At 67.4% G+C, this 16,943-nt stretch carries 14 protein-coding genes; 9 read left to right on the plus strand and 5 right to left on the minus strand.

Annotated elements, in window-relative coordinates; genetic code table 11:
- Positions 1-30: 30 nt before the first annotated feature.
- Positions 31-609, plus strand: coding sequence for a TetR/AcrR family transcriptional regulator (locus HWX22_RS04925; RefSeq protein ID WP_059814978.1), 579 nt, complete (start codon positions 31-33; stop codon positions 607-609).
- A 199-nt stretch (positions 610-808) separates the two neighbouring features.
- Positions 809-1,684, plus strand: a complete 876-nt coding sequence (locus tag HWX22_RS04930; protein ID WP_175915135.1) for an SDR family NAD(P)-dependent oxidoreductase — start codon at positions 809-811, stop codon at positions 1,682-1,684.
- A gap of 69 nt (positions 1,685-1,753) precedes the next feature.
- On the opposite strand, the gene HWX22_RS04935 is transcribed toward HWX22_RS04930, so the two are convergent.
- Positions 1,754-2,332, minus strand: a complete 579-nt coding sequence (locus HWX22_RS04935; RefSeq protein ID WP_175915136.1) for a peroxidase-related enzyme — start codon at positions 2,330-2,332, stop codon at positions 1,754-1,756.
- A gap of 386 nt (positions 2,333-2,718) precedes the next feature.
- Here HWX22_RS04935 and HWX22_RS04940 point away from each other — a divergent pair, with 386 nt between their 5' ends.
- On the plus strand, positions 2,719-3,909 hold the full coding sequence (locus HWX22_RS04940) for a M20 aminoacylase family protein (RefSeq protein ID WP_175915137.1): 1,191 nt from the start codon (positions 2,719-2,721) through the stop codon (positions 3,907-3,909).
- Positions 3,910-3,965: 56 nt separating this feature from the next.
- Entirely contained in the window at positions 3,966-5,297 is a 1,332-nt protein-coding gene (locus tag HWX22_RS04945) for an MFS transporter (RefSeq protein ID WP_175915138.1), read from the plus strand.
- A 34-nt stretch (positions 5,298-5,331) separates the two neighbouring features.
- Here HWX22_RS04945 and HWX22_RS04950 read toward each other — a convergent pair whose 3' ends face one another.
- Complete coding sequence (locus HWX22_RS04950) at positions 5,332-6,252, minus strand: LysR substrate-binding domain-containing protein (RefSeq protein WP_175915139.1); 921 nt, start codon at positions 6,250-6,252, stop codon at positions 5,332-5,334.
- A gap of 184 nt (positions 6,253-6,436) precedes the next feature.
- On the opposite strand from HWX22_RS04950, the gene HWX22_RS04955 reads away from it, so the two are divergent.
- Both HWX22_RS04955 and HWX22_RS04960 read left to right on the plus strand, forming a co-directional pair.
- Positions 6,437-7,189, plus strand: coding sequence for a transporter substrate-binding domain-containing protein (locus HWX22_RS04955; protein WP_236873269.1), 753 nt, complete (start codon positions 6,437-6,439; stop codon positions 7,187-7,189).
- 44 nt (positions 7,190-7,233) lie between these two features.
- Positions 7,234-8,349, plus strand: coding sequence for a succinylglutamate desuccinylase/aspartoacylase family protein (locus HWX22_RS04960; protein ID WP_175915140.1), 1,116 nt, complete (start codon positions 7,234-7,236; stop codon positions 8,347-8,349).
- A 161-nt stretch (positions 8,350-8,510) separates the two neighbouring features.
- On the opposite strand, the gene HWX22_RS04965 is transcribed toward HWX22_RS04960, so the two are convergent.
- On the minus strand, positions 8,511-9,299 hold the full coding sequence (locus HWX22_RS04965) for an IclR family transcriptional regulator (protein ID WP_059528522.1): 789 nt from the start codon (positions 9,297-9,299) through the stop codon (positions 8,511-8,513).
- A gap of 227 nt (positions 9,300-9,526) precedes the next feature.
- Between HWX22_RS04965 and pcaF the strand changes: the two genes are divergently transcribed.
- A complete protein-coding gene (gene pcaF, locus HWX22_RS04970; RefSeq protein ID WP_059599074.1) occupies positions 9,527-10,729 on the plus strand; it encodes a 3-oxoadipyl-CoA thiolase in 1,203 nt (400 codons plus the stop codon).
- A 96-nt stretch (positions 10,730-10,825) separates the two neighbouring features.
- Here the strand turns inward: pcaF and HWX22_RS04975 are convergent, their stop codons facing one another.
- Entirely contained in the window at positions 10,826-11,353 is a 528-nt protein-coding gene (locus tag HWX22_RS04975) for a DUF523 domain-containing protein (protein WP_175915141.1), read from the minus strand.
- 491 nt (positions 11,354-11,844) lie between these two features.
- Between HWX22_RS04975 and HWX22_RS04980 the strand changes: the two genes are divergently transcribed.
- On the plus strand, positions 11,845-13,389 hold the full coding sequence (locus HWX22_RS04980; RefSeq protein ID WP_175915142.1) for a PAS domain-containing methyl-accepting chemotaxis protein: 1,545 nt from the start codon (positions 11,845-11,847) through the stop codon (positions 13,387-13,389).
- Between the two features lie 396 nt (positions 13,390-13,785).
- A complete protein-coding gene (locus HWX22_RS04985; RefSeq protein ID WP_175915143.1) occupies positions 13,786-15,330 on the plus strand; it encodes a PAS domain-containing methyl-accepting chemotaxis protein in 1,545 nt (514 codons plus the stop codon).
- A gap of 116 nt (positions 15,331-15,446) precedes the next feature.
- Here the strand turns inward: HWX22_RS04985 and gabD are convergent, their stop codons facing one another.
- Positions 15,447-16,916: an NADP-dependent succinate-semialdehyde dehydrogenase gene (gene gabD / locus HWX22_RS04990; RefSeq protein WP_175915144.1), complete on the minus strand. Its 1,470-nt coding sequence runs from the start codon at positions 16,914-16,916 to the stop codon at positions 15,447-15,449.
- Between the last annotated feature and the right edge of the window lie 27 nt (positions 16,917-16,943).

A 16,943-nucleotide genomic window follows, 5' to 3' on the forward strand; every position in this document is an offset into this window, starting at 1 on the left:
TTGAGCGCTCACTCATTAAAGGAATCGAACGTGGCCCGACCGCGCAGTCCCGACAAGCACGACGCCATCCTCGCCGCCGCCGCCCGCGCGCTCGCGGAGGACGGCGCGAGCGCGACCACCGCGCGCATCGCGCGGCTCGCAGGCGTCGCGGAAGGCACGGTGTTTACCTATTTCGAGACCAAGGATGCGTTGCTGAATGCGCTGTACCTGAGCCTGAAGGCCGAGATGCGCGAGGCGATGATGACCGGGTTTCCGGAGCATGCGCCGGCCGAACAGGCGATGCGGCATGCGTGGAACGGCTACGTGTCGTGGGGCGTCGCGAACCCGGACGGGCGCCGCGCGTTGCAGCAACTCGGCGTGAGCGGCCGCATCGACGACGCGCATCGCGCGGCCGGGGCCGAAGGGTTCGGCGCGATCAGTTCGCTGCTGCGCGCGCAGGTTGCCGCGGCGGGCGGGCTGAAGGCCGACGATGCGCACGCGTTCTGCGCGGCGCTGTTCACGTCGATCGCGGAGACGGCAATGGAATCGATCGCGCGCGATCCGGCGCTGGCCGACGGATACCGGGAGGCCGGGTTTCGTGCGCTATGGGCCGTGCTGCACGCTGTCTGAGCGAACGGCCCGCCGGACGGACTGCGCGGCGGACAGCGGGAGGCGGGTGATCGGCGGCGCGTTCGGCTCGGGCGCGTCCGCCGCGACGGAAGGCGGTTTCAGGCAGGGCGACGCACGGTGAAAACCATCGTGTCAGCGCCCATATTAATGAGTGAGTAATCATTCATTTTGTGGTTTCAACCTTGTCGAGGAGTGGAAAATGTCGAAAGTCTGGCTGGTAACAGGGGCCGCGCGCGGCCTGGGGCGTGCGATCGCGGAAGCGGTGCTGGCGGCGGGCGATCGTCTGGTGGCCGGTGCGCGCGATCCCGCGCGGCTCGCGGATCTGGAGGAGCGGTACGGCGACCGGCTGCTGCCGATCGAACTCGACGTGACCGACGCCGCCGCGGCCGCGCATGCGGTGGCGGATGCGCGTGACGCGTTCGGCCGCATCGACGTGCTGGTGAACAACGCGGGCTACGGCCATACGGCGCCGTTCGAGCAGATGGCCGCCGACGATTTCCGCGACCAGATCGAAACGAACCTGTTCGGCGTGGTCAACATGACGCGCGCGGTGCTGCCGACGATGCGCGCGCAGCGCGCGGGCCACATCTTCCAGGTGTCGTCGGTCGGCGGGCGCACGGCGACGGCCGGCCTGTCCGCGTATCAGGCCGCGAAGTGGGCCGTCGGCGGGTTCAGCGACGTGCTGTCGAAGGAAGTCGCGCCGTTCGGCGTGCGCGTGTGCACGCTGGAGCCGGGCGGGATGCGCACCGAATGGGCGGCGCAGGCGAAGCGCGAGGTCGACGGCTTGCTGCCCGACTATCAGCCGTCGGTCGGGAAGATTCTCGAATTGCTCGGCGCGTATGGCGGCCACGAGGTCGGCGATCCCGCACGGATCGCGGCGCTGATCGTCGAGCTGTCGCGTCGCGACGACGTGCCGATGCGTCTGCTGCTCGGCGGCGATGCGCTGTTCGTGTGCGAGCAGGCGGAAGCGCAGCGCGCGGAGGAGGCGGCGCGGTGGCGCGATGCGACGCTGTCGACGATGTTCCCGGACGCGAAGCTCCCGGATGGGCTGCAGGCGTTGAAGAAGGTCGGGTAAGCCGGGGCATCGCGGGTTCGCTTGAGCGCCGCGCCGGTCGTCGACCGCGATCGTCGTTGCCGGCGGCCTTCAGCGCCCTAGCGCGTAGAACTCCGCATTGGGCCGCATGTTCGTCACGTTCGCGAGGCGGTTCGACATCCCGAAGAACGCCGAGATCGCCGCGATGTCCCAGGCGTCCTCGTCGGTGAAGCCATGCGACGTCAGCGTATCGAAGTCCGCTTCGCCCACCAGGTGCGCGGTTTGCGAAACCTTCATCGCGAAGTCGAGCATCGCCTTCTGTCGGGCGGTGATGTCGGCCTTGCGATAGTTGGTCGCGACCTGATCGGCGATCAGCGGATCCTTCGCGCGAATGCGCAGGATCGCGCCGTGCGCGATCACGCAGTACTGACACTGGTTCACGCTGCTGGTGGCCACGACGATCATTTCGCGTTCGGCCTTGGTGAGGTTGCCCGACTTGTCCATCAGCGCGTCGTGGTACGCCATGAACGCGCGAAACTCGTCCGGGCGATGCGCGAGCGTGAGGAATACGTTCGGGACGAAGCCCGATTTTTCCTGGACGGCCGCGATCCGTTCGCGAATGTCGTCGGGCAGGTCTTCGAGTGCCGGCACGGGGAAGCGGCTGACGGGCGTGTTGTCTGCTGCGGTCATTAGGTCTCCTGGATGAAGTGGCACGGGCGGTCTCGACGCACGAGCCGCGGGCCTGAAAAAGAAACATCGCGTGTTGCCAGTGGCGTCATGCGTTGACGTCGACGATGATGTGGCCGCGAATCGGGTTGTTCATCAGCTCCTCGCCAAGTGGGGTGACGCTGCCGACGCCGAATAGCGTGTTTATAGCCGGATGGAGCAAGTCTGTCTGCGAACGGTGCAAGCATAGGGTCTCACTCGCACTGGTACAAACCCTGATTAAATAAATTTATCGCGGTGAAAAATTCCGCATCTTATTCAACGGATATCGGCTCGCTATAGTGGCTCGCTTTCCCGCACGCAACCGTTCGCGTGCGGCTGACACGCTGACGATCAGCAGGAGCCGCTTGATGACCACCGACGTCCGATTCACCGAAATCGAGGATCTGATGCCCGCCGCCGGCGGGCTGCGCGAGATTCGCCATCACATTCACCATCACCCGGAACTCGCATACGAGGAGCACGAGACGGCCGCGCTCGTCGCGGACAAGCTCGAGCAATGGGGCTGGCAGGTGACGCGCGGGGTCGGCGAGACGGGCGTGGTCGGCACGCTGCGCGTCGGCGACGGCACGCGCAGCATCGGCATCCGTGCGGACATGGACGCGCTGCCGATCCTCGAGGCGACCGGCCTGCCATACGCGAGCGGCACGCACGGCAAGATGCACGCATGCGGCCACGACGGCCACACGACGATGCTGCTCGGCGCCGCGGAACACCTCGCGAAGACGCGCAACTTCTCCGGCACCGTGCATCTGTATTTCCAGCCGGCGGAAGAGCACGGCGTCGACAGCGGCGCGAAGAAGATGATCGACGACGGCCTGTTCGACCGCTTTCCGTGCGATGCGGTGTTCGGCATGCACAACCATCCGGGCGCGGCGCCCGGCGTGTTCCTCACGCGGCGCGGCCCGTTCATGTCGGCCGGCGACAAGGCGATCATCTCGATCGAGGGCGTCGGCGGCCATGCGGCGCGGCCGCACCTGACGGTCGATCCGGTGGTCGTCGCGGCGAGCATCGTGATGGCGCTGCAGACGATCGTCGCGCGCAACGTCGACCCGTCGCAACCGGCGGTCGTCACGGTCGGCTCGATGCACGCGGGCACCGCGAACAACGTGATCCCGAACGGCGCGCGCCTCGAACTCAGCGTGCGGTCGTTCAGCCCCGACGTGCGCGCGCTGCTCAAGCGCCGCATCGTCGAGCTCGCCGAAGCGCAGGCCGCGAGTTACGGCGCGACCGCACATGTCGAGTACATCGAAGGCTATCCGGTCGTCGTCAATACGGATGCCGAAACGGATTTCGCCGCGCAGGTCGCGCGCGAGCTGGTCGGCGACGCGCACGTGGTCGAGCAGGCCGACCTGCTGATGGGCAGCGAGGATTTCGCGTTCATGCTGCAGCAGCGGCCGGGCTCGTTCGTGCGGCTCGGCAACGGCGAAGGCGAGGACGGCTGCATGGTGCACAACCCGAAGTACGACTTCAACGATCGCAACCTGCCGATCGGCGCGGCGTTCTGGACGCGCCTCGTCGAGCGGTACCTCGGGCAGTAGCCCCGGCGGCGGCGCGCGGCCGGCGCTTCCGGCCGCATTGAGAGGAGAAACGAACGATGCAGAAAGACCATCTCGCGCTGCACCCCGCGTCGGCGGCGGCTGCCGAAGCCGATACGCGCGGCGCACCGGCCGTCACGAAGCGCGGCGCGATCGCGGCGGCCGTGATCGGCAACTGGCTGGAGTTCTTCGATTTCACCGTGTACGGCTTTTTCGCGGTGCTGATCGGCAAGCTGTTCTTCCCGTCGAGCGATCCGACCACGTCGCTGCTGCTGTCGGTCGCGACGTTCGCCGCGGGCTTCTTCACGCGGCCGCTCGGCAGCGTCGTGCTCGGCGTCTATGCGGATCGCAAGGGCCGCAAGGCCGCGCTGAACCTGACGATCATGCTGATGGCGCTCGGCACCGGCCTGATCGCGATCGCGCCGACCTACGCGCAGGTCGGTGTGGCCGCGCCGCTGCTGGTCGTCTGCGCACGGCTGATGCAGGGCTTTTCGCAGGGCGGTGAATTCGGCGCGGCGACTTCCACGCTGATCGAGCAGGGCGGCACGTCGCACCGCGCGTTCCGCGCGAGCTGGCAGCTGGCGACGCAAGGCGGCGCGGCGCTGATGGGATCGGGCTTCGCGGCGCTGCTGTCGAACACGCTGACGAAGGACGCGCTCGAGGGCTGGGGCTGGCGCCTGCCGTTCCTCGTGGGCGTGCTGATCGCGCCGGTGGGCATGTATCTGCGCCGCCGGCTCGCGGACGATGCGCCCGGCGACAGCCATCACGGGATCGAACGCGGCGTGCTGCGCGAGCTGTTCTCGCAGCATACGCGCACGGTGCTGCTGCTGATGCTGACGGTGATGGGCGGCACGGTGTCGACCTACATCCTCACTTTCTACATGCCGACCTATGCGATCCATACGCTCGGGCTGCCGATGAAGCTGTCGATGTTCGTCGGCGTCGCTTCGGGCTGCGTGATGCTGGTGACATGCCCGCTGTTCGGCTGGCTGTCGGATCGTCTCGGCAGCCGGCGCATGCCGATCTTCGTCGGACGCGGCGTGCTGGTCCTGCTGCTGTTCCCGGCGTTCTGGCTGATGAACCATCATCCGACGCTGTCGGTGATCCTGCCGCTGACCGCGCTGATGCTGCTGTTCTATTCGCTCGGTTCGGCATCCGAAATGGCGCTGATGTGCGAATCGCTGCCGCGCCACGTGCGCGCAACGGGCATCTCGATCGCGTATGCGCTCGCGGTGACGATCTTCGGCGGCACCGCGCAGCTGATCGCGACCTGGCTCGTGAAGACGACGGGCACCAAGCTCGCGCCGGCCGGCTACGTGGCCGTGTGCGTGGTGCTGTCGCTGATCGCGGTCGCGATGCTGCGCGAGACGGCGCGCGAATCGATGGACTGACGGGCGGCGCCGCGGGCGGCGATCCGCGTCTGGATTACCGCCCGCGCACGGTCCTCAGGTACGACGCGAGCATCGTCGCCAGTTCCTGCGCGGCGGGCGTCAACGGCACTGCCGCGCGCTGCAGCAGGCAGACTTCCTGCGATTCAGCCTGCTCGCGCACGCGCACCTTCGCGAGCGCGCCCGCGAACGGCCCGTGCCGCGTCACGGCTTCGGATTCGAGCGCGAGGCAATCCGTCTGCGTGACGAGCTGCAGCGTTTCGAACATCCCTTCCACGGTTGCGATGATCGTCGGCGCGGGCTGGCCGTGCGCGTCGAAATACGCGAGCAGCCGGTTGACGACCGGATCGGCGCTCAGGTTCGGCGAACGCGTCGACACCCACGCGTAGTCGGCCAGCTCGGCAAGCGATTGCGCGTGCTGCCGCGGATGGCCGTTGCGGCACACGACCACCGGCGCCGACGCATGCAGCGGCGTGACCGCGAGATCGGTCGTGTCGGTCTGCTTCGCGACGAGCGCGATCGCGAAATCCACGGCGCTCTCGCGCAGCCAGCCGATCATCATCCGCGACGTGCCGGTGCGCAAGTGCACGTCGACCTTCGGGAAGCGCGCGCGGAACGCGGTCAGCACCGGCGCGAACGCATCGATCAGCGGTTCGGTCACGAGGCCCAGCGTGACGGTGCCTTCGTAGGCGCCGCTCAGCTGACGGATCTCGTGCTCGACCTGTTCGCATTCGCCGAGGATCGCGCCCGAGCGCGCGAGCAGCCGCTGGCCGACGGCCGTCGGCACGATCCCGCGATTGGTGCGCGTGAACAGCGTCGCGCCGAGCGTCGCTTCGAGGCTCTGCAGTTGCTGCGTGACGCCGCTCTGCGCGAGATCCAGCGCGCGTGCGGCGGCGCGCAGGCTGCCGTGTTCGACGACGGCCTGGAAGATGCGGAGCTGGGACAGCGTGAACGCCATGGTCGAGCGCGAGGCCGGTGATCGGAAATACTGATCATGATAAGACAGCCGCGCGTTCCGGCGGCGACGCGCGCGCACTACGATCGCAGGCAGTCCGGCCCATCCCGGTTGTTCCACTTCCCGCCTTCCGCCGATCATGAAACGCGTGCCACGCCTCCCTCGCTTCCGCCGCTTCCTCGTTCCGCTGGCTTCCCTGTGCATCGGTTTCGCGGCGCCGTCCGCGCACGCGCTCGATGCGCATGTGGTGCGCCTCGGCATCGATCCGACCTATCCGCCGATGGACGCGAAGGCGCCCGACGGCAGCCTGAAGGGTTTCGACGTCGATCTCGGCAACGAGATCTGCCGCCGTGCGCAATTGCGCTGCCAGTGGGTCGAGTTGGAATTCTCCGGGATGATCCCGGCGCTGCAGGCGCGCAAGATCGACGCGATTTTGTCGTCGATGGCGATCACCGAGAAGCGCGAGAAGCAGATCCTGTTCTCGTCGAAACTGTTCCGCTTCAAGTCGCGACTCGTCGCGCGGCCCGAGCGCGGGCTCGGCAGCACGGCCGCGTCGCTGGCCGGCAAGCGCGTCGGCGTGCAGTCGGGCACGCAGTTCGAATCGTGGGCGCTTGCGCACTGGGCGCCGGCCGGCGTCGGCGTGGTGCCGTACAAGAGCCAGGACGACGTGTTCGCCGATCTCGTCAACGGCCGGCTCGACGCCGCGCTGCTCGGCACGGTGGAAGCCGACTACGGATTCCTGCGCCAGCCGAAGGGCAAGGGCTTCGCGTTCGTCGGCGCGCCGCTCGACCTGGGCGATCGCGGTGTCGGCATCGGAATGCGCCAGTCGGACACGGCGCTCAAGGCGTCGATCGACGGCGCGATCGCGTCGATGCTGAAGGACGGCACGTACGAGCGGATCGCGAAGCAGTACTTCGATTTCAACCCCTACGGCGACTGAGCCGAACGCGCCGTTTCGTACGCATTTTTCATTCGGGATCCTCGATGCAGATTCGCACCACGCCGCTCCTGTCGCCGTCGATCGGCACGCAGCGCACGCTGACGAGCTTTCATTTCGGGCCGGCCGACGCCGGCCGCAAGATCTACCTGCAGGCCGCGCTGCACGCGGACGAGACGCCCGCGATGCTCGCCGCCGTCGCGCTCAAGCAGCGACTCGCACAGCTTGACGCGGCCGGCCGGCTCGCGGCCGAGGTCGTGCTGGTGCCGGTCGCGAACCCGATCGGGCTCAATCACCATCTGCTCGGGCAATTCATCGGCCGGTTCGATCTCGCGAGCGGACGCAATTTCAATCGCGGCTTCCTGCCGCTCGCCGACATCGCCGCGCGGGCGCGCGACCGGCTCGGCGCGGATCCCGAACGCAATCGCGCGATCGTGCGCGAATGCGTCGGCGCGGCGCTCGACGAGATCGCGCCGCGCACCGAATTCGACGCGTTGCAGCTTGCGTTGCTGAAGCTGTCGCACGACGCAGACGTCGTGATCGACCTGCATTGCTCGCTCGAAGCGGTGATGCACGTGTACACGAGCGACGCGGCATGGCCGCAGGTCGAGCCGCTCGCGCGCTATCTCGGCGCGGCGGTGTCGCTGCTCGCCGAGGATTCCGGCGGCCACGCGTTCGACGATGCGCATCACCTGCTGTGGACGCAGTTGCGGCAGCATCTGCCGGAACGCACGCCGATGGCCGCGGGCACGGTGGCCGTGACCGTCGAGTGCCGCGGCCAGCGCGACGTGACGCACGAATACGCGGCGCGCGACGCCGATGCGCTCGTCGACTATCTGGTGTGGTGCGGCGCGGTGCGTGGCGAGCGCGCGCCGCTGCCGCCGCTCGCCGCGCCGGCCACGCCGCTCGCGGGCAGCGAGCAGTTCTACGCGCCGGTGAGCGGGATTCTCGTGCACCGCGCGGCGATCGGTGCGACGATTCGCGCGGGCGATCCGTTGTTCGACATCGTCGATCCGCTGACCGATGCGATCACGACGGTGTCGAGCGGCACCGACGGCGTGTTCTACATGCGCCGCGCGATCCGCTTCGTGACGGCCGGTGCGCCGCTCGGCCGCGTGACGGGGACGGTGCCGGTGCGCACGGGGATGCTGCTCGGGGCGTGAGTGGTGGGCACGGTGCCTGAGCGGCGCCGCGCAATGTCGTGCTTGTCGAATTGAGCGAGCGTTACAGGAGAGTCGAAGCATTGAACGGGCGGCCACGCGCCCCCCGCTTTTTTTGTGTCCGCGCATGGCCGTCGCGCCGATCCGGCCATCTCGCGGTGCACTTACCCGCGCCGTGCCACCAGTTCCGACACCGTCTGCGCGGCCTGCTGCAGCGGCCCGAGAAACTCCTTCACCATCTGCTTCGCGGTATGCCGCTGCGCGTTGCCGCTGATGTTCATCGCGGCGATCACCTGCCCGCGCCGGTTGCGGATCGGCGCCGAGATCGACATCAAGCCCACTTCGAGTTCCTGGTCGACCACGGCCCAGCCTTGCTGGCGCACCTGCGCGATCGTCGCCTTCAGCTCGCCGATGTCGGTGATCGTGCGCGGCGTGTGCGCGCGGATGCCGCTCTGCGCGAGCGTTTCGTCGAGCGCCGCGTCGTCGAGCGCGGACAGCAGCACACGGCCCATCGACGTGCAGTACGCGGGCAGGCGGCTGCCGATCGACAGGTTGATCGTCATGATCTTGTGGGTCGGCACGCGCAGCACGTAGACGATCTCGGTGCGGTCGAGCACGGCGGCCGAGCAGCTTTCGTGGATCTGCGCGGACAGCTGCTCCATCACCGGATCGGCGAGACTCCAGAACGGCATCGACGTGAGATACGCGAAGCCGAGTTCGAGGATCTTCGGCGTGAGCCGGAACAGCCGGCCGTCGGCCTCGACATAGCCGAGCGTCTGCAGCGTCAGCAGGATCCGGCGCGCGCCGGCGCGCGTGAGCCCGGTGGCCGAGGCGACCTCGGTGAGCGTCTGCTCCGGGCGCTGGGCGTCGAATGCGCGGATCACCGCGAGGCCGCGCGCGAACGACTGCACATAGGAGTCGCCCGGTTTCGTCTGGATGTCTTCGGTTGTCATGAACGGTCGGATTGTCGTGCAGCCGAGAAGATAGCGCATGGGGCCTGACACGCCAACCGCACCGCGGACCGGGCGCTTGACAGGTCGTCCCCGCACTCCCTATGATGCGTTGAACGTTCGATACACGATCTTATGTTCGTATATAGAACATTTAAGCGCATCCCGGCGGGCAATGCAAGGGGCGCGTTTCATTAACTTCCCAGCCTTGCATGAGACCGGAGACACTGATGACCGAAGCTTTTCTGTGTGATGCGATTCGTACCCCGATCGGCCGTTACGGCGGCGCGCTGTCCGGCGTGCGTGCCGACGACCTCGGCGCGGTGCCGCTCAAGGCGCTCGTCGAGCGCAACCGCGACGTCGACTGGACGGCGATCGACGACGTGATCTACGGCTGCGCGAACCAGGCCGGCGAGGACAACCGCAACGTCGCGCGCATGTCCGCGCTGCTCGCGGGTCTGCCGGAGGGCGTGCCGGGTTCGACGATCAACCGCCTGTGCGGTTCCGGGATGGATGCGGTCGGCGTGGCCGCGCGCGCGATCAAGTCGGGCGAGGCCGCGCTGATGGTGGCCGGCGGCGTCGAAAGCATGACGCGCGCGCCGTTCGTGATGGGCAAGGCCGCCAGCGCGTTCGCGCGCCAGGCCGACATCTACGACACGACGATCGGCTGGCGCTTCGTCAATCCGCTGATGAAACAGCTGCATGGCGTCGATTCGATGCCGGAAACGGCCGAGAACGTCGCGGTCGACTACAACATCAGCCGCGCCGACCAGGACCTGTTCGCGCTGCGCAGCCAGCAGAAGGCCGCGCGTGCGCAGCAGGACGGCACGCTCGCCGAGGAAATCGTGCCGGTCACGATTCCGCAGAAGAAGGGCGATCCGGTTGTCTTTTCGCGTGACGAGCATCCGCGCGAAACGTCGCTCGAGACGCTCGCGAAGCTGAAGGGCGTCGTGCGTCCGGACGGCTCGGTGACGGCCGGCAATGCGTCGGGCGTCAACGACGGCGCTGCCGCGCTGCTGCTCGCGAACGAAGCCACGGCGAAGCGCTTCGGCCTGACGCCGCGCGCGCGCGTGCTCGGCATCGCGACGGCCGGCGTCGCGCCGCGCGTGATGGGCATCGGCCCCGCGCCGGCCACGCAGAAGCTGCTCGCCCGGCTCGGCATGACGATCGACCAGTTCGACGTGATCGAGCTGAACGAAGCGTTCGCGTCGCAGGGCCTCGCGGTGCTGCGCATGCTGGGCGTCGCCGACGACGATCCTCGCGTGAACCCGAACGGCGGCGCGATCGCGCTCGGCCATCCGCTCGGCGCGTCGGGCGCGCGCCTCGTGACGACCGCGATGTATCAGCTGCATCGCACCAACGGCCGCTTCGCGCTGTGCACGATGTGCATCGGCGTCGGCCAGGGCATCGCGATCGCGATCGAGCGCGTCTGATCGCGTCATCCGGGGGAGCGGCGAGGTTCACGCCGCTTCACCGGTTTCCCTCGCAAAACATGTGGCTGGCACGCGATCATGGTGCCGGCCACATCGTCATTCGGCCTGCGATCGTTGCGCGAGGCGTGCGACGAGCGCGTCGATTTCGGTGTCCGCGAACACCTCGACGCCATGCTGGCGCAGCAGCGCCGCCGTCACGCCGGCGCCGGCATGCCGTCGGCCCGCAAAACTCCCGTCGTAAATGAAACTGCTTCCGCACGAGGGGCTGCCGTCCGCCAGGATCGCGTAGCGGCAGTCGTGCGCGCGTGCCAGCGCGAGCGCAGTGCGCGCGCCATTGATGAACGGCGCCGTCACGTCGGTGCCGTGCACGTCGACGATGCGCGCGACGCCCGACAGAACGCGTTGCCCTGATTCCCCGTCCGCGATTTCGGCGGGCGGACGCGGCACGCTCAATCCCCCTGCCAGTTCCGGACACACGGGCACCAGGCGCCCTTCGCGCTGCCATCGTGCGAGCGTTTCATGCGCGGCGGTCTTCGCCGAGCCGTTGTAACGGACGGGGTGACCGAGCACGCACATGCTGACGAGGATCTTCGGCGAGGCCGGCGGCTGCGACGCGTTCTGCAATGTCGTTCTCCGAGCAGGCGGTGTTGAGCGAGCGGAAATTCTACGCGCGGGTTGCGTTCGCGCGCGTACGGATGACGGAGGATCTCGCGCCGAGCGGCATGTCCGCCGCCGCATTCCGGCACGACCGATTCCGATTCCATTGATTGCTGGATTTTTTCATCGAATTCAAATGCCGGTCGAATGGAGCCGAGCAGGCTGAATCGTTTCGCTGTGCGCAATGGTTATGTGAACCGATGCGTCGCCTGACGTAATCCAGCAAAGCATCGGGCCGTATCCGCAAAGCGCTGGATGCAATTATCGCGGCATTACTTGATCGAAATCATGTCGACGACGGAATTCAAATTTTCCGGCGCTTTCGGACTCAGGATTTCCCGGTGATTGCCGACAGTAAGGACAAGACCGTCGTAAAGCGATAAACCGTTTTTCGGCTACTGAGCGTGATTTTCGCGCCGCGCGGATCCCGCAGACGGATCCGCCTTTCGGAGCCTTGCATGCGCAACAACCAACCTGTCACCCAACAAGAATTCGAATTTCCCGACGACGTCACGCTGATGTCGACCACCGATGCCGACAGCATCATCACGTACGCGAACACGACGTTCGAATACGTGAGCGGCTTCTCGAACGACGAACTCGTCGGTCAGCCGCACAACGTCGTGCGGCACCCCGATATGCCGAAGGAGGCGTTCGCCGACATGTGGGCGACGTTGAAGAGCGGTGAGCCGTGGACCGCGCTCGTGAAGAACCGTCGCCGGAACGGCGATCATTACTGGGTGCGCGCGAACGCGGTGCCGGTGATGCGCGACGGCGTGCCGCACGGTTACCTGTCGGTGCGCACCAAGGCGCCGCGCGACGAGATCGCGGCCACCGACGCGCTGTATCGCGCGTTCCGCGAAGGCAAGGCCGGCCAGCGCCGGTTCCACAAGGGGTTGATCGTCCGGACCGGGCTGTTGCGGATCGCGTCGCTGCCGCAGACGATGTCGGTGCGCGCGCGCGTGCATTCGGCGCTGTGCGTGCTGGCGCCGGCCGTCGTCGGTGCAGGCTGGGCATGCGGGCTGGCCGGCGGCGGGCTCGCGGCGTTCGCCGCCGCGACGGCCGGCGTGTCGGTGGCGGCCGGCCTGTGGCTCGATGCGCAGATCGTGCGTCCGCTGAAACGGCTGCACGACCAGGCACTGAACGTCGCGACCGGCGAAAACCGCCGCGGCGTGCGGATGAACCGCGTCGACGAGATCGGCATGACGCTGCGCACGATCAACCAGCTCGGGCTGATGTTCCGCTGGCTCGTCGACGACGTCAGCGAGCAGGTGCACAACGTGCAGCGCGCGAGCAACGAGATCGCGCAAGGCAACAACGACCTGAGCGCGCGCACCGAACAGGCCGCGTCGAGCGTGCAGGAAACCGCCGCGTCGATGGCCGAAATGACGGCCACCGTCGACAGCAATGCCGAGACCGCGCTGCAGGCCAACCGGCTCGCCGTGTCCGCGAGCGAAGCGGCCGAGCGCGGCGGGCAGGCGGTGAGCGAGGTCGTCACGACGATGGACGACATCACGGCGAGTTCGCGCAAGATTTCCGACATCATCGGCGTGATCGACGGCATCGCGTTTCAGACCAACATCCTTGCGCTGAACGCGGCGGTCGAGGCGGCGCGCGCGGGCGAACAGGGGCGAGGCTTCGCGGTGGTCGCCGGGGAAGTGCGGGCGCTCGCGCAGCGCAGCGCGAACGCGGCGAAGGAAATCAAGACGCTGATCGGCGCGAGCGTCGAGCGGGTCGAGTCGGGCGCGCGCCGGGTCGACGATGCGGGCAGAACGATGGAGGACATCGTCACGCAGGTGAAACGCGTGTCGGACCTGATCGCGGAGATCAGCTCGTCGACGGTGGAACAGAGCACTGGCGTCGCGCAGGTCGACCAGGCGGTCGTGCATCTGGACAACATCACGCAGCAGAACGCAGCGCTGGTCGAGCAGAGCGCGGCGGCGTCGGAAAGCCTGAAGCAGCAGGCGACGCGGCTCGTCGATGCGGTAAACGTGTTTCGGTAATCGGCGGGGGGCGCGGGCGTCTGCGCGTTCCGTCGCGGCGAGCCAGTTAAATCCCGGCTTTCCGATTCGATTCGAATGTATCGAACGAGAGGGATTCTCATTTCCGAACCCGGATTTATTCACTAATCCGGGCGGAGGATATGTTTACATTGATCTGACAATTGACGGCCAAGTATTTGATAAAACGGGGTTTTTGATTCACGTATAAACAAAGTTTTCGGCTGAATCAAGATGATGCGAAATTAATGCATATTTACCCGCAGCCGGCATAATGTTTTCGCCGGATTTGCCGAAAGCGCAGAAGTGTGACCGAACGCATGCGGGACAGCCGCGATGCGTACGGTCTCGATCCAATCCACAAGCGGACACAAGATTCGCAACCGGGAACTCCACACCATGCGCAATAACCAGCCTGTCACGCAACGCGAATTCGAATTCCCCGATGACGCGACGCTGATGTCGACCACCGACGCGGACAGTTACATCAAATACGCGAATGCCGCGTTCATTCAGGTGAGCGGATTTTCCCCCGAGGAAATCGAAGGTCAGCCGCACAACATCGTGCGGCATCCGGATATGCCGAAGGAGGCGTTCGCCGACATGTGGGCGACGCTGAAGAACGGCGAACCATGGACCGCACTGGTAAAGAATCGCCGCAAGAACGGCGACCACTACTGGGTCCGTTCGAATACGGTGCCGGTGATGCGCAACGGGCAGCCGACCGGCTACATGTCGGTGCGCACGAAGGCGACGCGCGACGAGATCGCGGCGGCCGACGCGCTGTATCGCGCGTTCCGCGAAGGCAAGGCCGGCAATCGCCGTTTCCACAAGGGATTGATCGTCCGGACCGGGCTGATGCGCGTCGCGTCGCTGTTTCAGACGATGTCGGTGCGCGCGCGGCTGCATTCGACGCTGTGCGTGCTGGCGCCGGCCGTCGTCGGCGCGGGCTGGGCATGCGGGCTGGCCGGCGGCGGGCTCGCGGCGTTCGGCGCCGCGACGGCCGGCGTGTCGGTGGCCGCCGGCCTGTGGCTCGATGCGCAGATCGCGCGGCCGCTGATGCAGCTGCGTGACCAGGCGTTGCGCGTCGCGACCGGCGAGAGCCGCACCGGCGTGGCGATGAACCGCGTCGACGAGATCGGCATGACGCTGCGCACGATCAACCAGCTCGGACTGATGTTCCGCTGGCTCGTCGACGACGTCAGCGAGCAGGTGCACAACGTGCAGCGCGCGAGCAACGAGATCGCGCAAGGCAACAACGACCTGAGCGCGCGCACCGAGCAGGCGTCGACCAGCGTGCAGCAGACGGCCGCGTCGATGGCCGAGATGACGGCCACGGTGTCGAGCAATGCGGAGACGGCGCTGCAGGCGAACCAATTGTCGGTTTCCGCGAGCGAGGCGGCCGAGCGCGGCGGGCAGGCGGTGAGCGAGGTCGTGACGACGATGAACGACATCACGGCGAGTTCGCGCAAGATTTCCGACATCATCGGCGTGATCGACGGCATCGCGTTCCAGACCAACATCCTCGCGCTGAACGCGGCGGTCGAGGCGGCGCGCGCGGGCGATCAGGGGCGCGGGTTCGCGGTCGTCGCCGGTGAAGTGCGGGCGCTCGCGCAGCGCAGCGCGAACGCGGCGAAGGAAATCAAGACGCTGATCGGCGCGAGCGTCGAGCGGGTCGAGTCGGGCGCACGGATCGTCGACGGCGCGGGCAAGACGATGGAGGACATCGTCACGCAGGTGAAGCGCGTGTCAGACCTGATCGCGGAGATCAGCTCGTCGACGGCGGAACAGAGCACGGGCGTCGCGCAGGTCGACCAGGCAGTCGTGCATCTGGACAACATCACGCAGCAGAACGCGGCGCTGGTCGAGCAGAGCGCGGCGGCGTCGGAAAGCCTGAAGCAGCAGGCGACGCGGCTCGTCGATGCGGTGAACGTGTTTCGTTGAAGGCGGCGGAGGGAGGTGACGCGGGCGCGGCGGAGAGGGGCACCGGCCCGCGTCGGGACCGCCCGGTTCCGGCCGGGCGGTCAGGGCCTGTCACGGACGCGACAGGCCCCGAACCGTCAGACGGCGAGACAGAGGTACTTGATCACGACGTAATCGTCGATGCCGTAGTGCGAGCCTTCGCGGCCGAGGCCCGACTGCTTGACGCCGCCGAACGGCGCGACTTCGTTCGAGATCAGGCCCGTGTTGACGCCGACCATCCCGTATTCGAGCGCCTCGGCGACCTTCCACACGCGACCGATGTCGCGGCTGTAGAAATACGCGGCGAGACCGAACTCGGTGTCGTTCGCGAGGCGGATCACCTCGTCGTCGCTGCCGAACTTGAACAGCGGCGCGAGCGGCCCGAACGTCTCTTCCTTCGCGACCTTCATCGCCGGCGTGACGCCCGTCAGCACGGTCGGCTCGAAGAAGCCGTGGCCGAGCGCGTGGCGCTTGCCGCCCGTCACGACGGTCGCGCCCTTCGCGAGCGCGTCCTCGATGTGCGCCTCGACCTTCAGCACGGCCGCTTCGTTGATCAGCGGGCCTTGCGTGACGCCCGGCTCCGTGCCGCGACCGACCTTCAGCTGGCCGACCGCCGCCGCGAGCTTCTGCGCGAACTGGTCGTACACGGCTTCGTGCACGTAGAAGCGGTTCGTGCACACGCACGTCTGGCCGCTGTTGCGGTACTTCGACGCGATCGCGCCCTGCACGGCCGCATCGAGATCGGCGTCGTCGAACACGATGAACGGCGCGTTGCCGCCGAGCTCCAGCGACACTTTCTTGACCGTCGCCGCGCATTGCGACATCAGCAGGCGGCCGACCGGCGTCGAGCCGGTAAACGACAGCTTGCGCACGATCGGGTTCGACGTCAGTTCGCCGCCGATCGCCTTCGGGTCGCCCGTGACGACGCTGAACACGCCGGCCGGCACGCCCGCGCGCTCGGCCATCACGGCCATCGCGAGGGCCGAGAACGGCGTCGCTTCAGCCGGCTTCACGACGATCGGGCAGCCTGCCGCGAGCGCCGGGCCGACCTTGCGGGTGATCATCGCCGCCGGGAAGTTCCACGGCGTGATCGCCGCGCACACGCCGATCGCTTCCTTCGTCACGACGATGCGCTTGTCGCTCGCCGGCGTCGGGATCGTGTCGCCGTACACGCGCTTGCCTTCCTCCGCGAACCACTCGAGGAACGACGCCGCGTAGCCGATCTCGCCCTTCGCCTCGGCCAGCGACTTGCCCTGCTCGGTGGTCAGGATCAGCGCGAGGTCGTCGGCGTTTTCCATCATCAGGTCGTGCCACTTGCGCAGGATCGCCGCGCGTTCCTTCGCGGTCTTCTTGCGCCACGCCGGCCATGCGGCGTTCGCGGCTTCGATCGCGTGACGCGTCTCGGCCGTGCCCATCGCCGGCACGGTGCCGAGCAGGCCGCCGGTTGCCGGGTTGCGGACTTCGAACGACTCGCCGTTCGCCGCGCCTTGCCATTCGCCGTTGACGTACGCCTGCTGGCGGAACAGCGACGGATCTTTCAGTGCCAGGGTTTCCTGAACAGTGCTCATATGAATCGCCTGCTTTGAAATGGACGG

This window comes from Burkholderia sp. BCC1638 (genome assembly GCF_902833195.1).
Classification (GTDB): domain Bacteria; phylum Pseudomonadota; class Gammaproteobacteria; order Burkholderiales; family Burkholderiaceae; genus Burkholderia; species Burkholderia diffusa.

Bases quoted from the DNA above. Each gene is read 5' to 3' on its own strand.
- HWX22_RS04930 (WP_175915135.1), top strand. From the start codon at position 809: ATGTCGAAAGTCTGGCTGGTAACAGGGGCCGCGCGCGGCCTGGGGCGT.
- HWX22_RS04935 (WP_175915136.1), bottom strand. From the start codon at position 2,332: ATGACCGCAGCAGACAACACGCCCGTCAGCCGCTTCCCCGTGCCGGCA.
- HWX22_RS04940 (WP_175915137.1), top strand. From the start codon at position 2,719: ATGACCACCGACGTCCGATTCACCGAAATCGAGGATCTGATGCCCGCC.
- HWX22_RS04945 (WP_175915138.1), top strand. From the start codon at position 3,966: ATGCAGAAAGACCATCTCGCGCTGCACCCCGCGTCGGCGGCGGCTGCC.
- HWX22_RS04950 (WP_175915139.1), bottom strand. From the start codon at position 6,252: ATGGCGTTCACGCTGTCCCAGCTCCGCATCTTCCAGGCCGTCGTCGAA.
- HWX22_RS04960 (WP_175915140.1), top strand. From the start codon at position 7,234: ATGCAGATTCGCACCACGCCGCTCCTGTCGCCGTCGATCGGCACGCAG.
- HWX22_RS04965 (WP_059528522.1), bottom strand. From the start codon at position 9,299: ATGACAACCGAAGACATCCAGACGAAACCGGGCGACTCCTATGTGCAG.
- pcaF (WP_059599074.1), top strand. From the start codon at position 9,527: ATGACCGAAGCTTTTCTGTGTGATGCGATTCGTACCCCGATCGGCCGT.
- HWX22_RS04980 (WP_175915142.1), top strand. From the start codon at position 11,845: ATGCGCAACAACCAACCTGTCACCCAACAAGAATTCGAATTTCCCGAC.
- HWX22_RS04985 (WP_175915143.1), top strand. From the start codon at position 13,786: ATGCGCAATAACCAGCCTGTCACGCAACGCGAATTCGAATTCCCCGAT.
- gabD (WP_175915144.1), bottom strand. From the start codon at position 16,916: ATGAGCACTGTTCAGGAAACCCTGGCACTGAAAGATCCGTCGCTGTTC.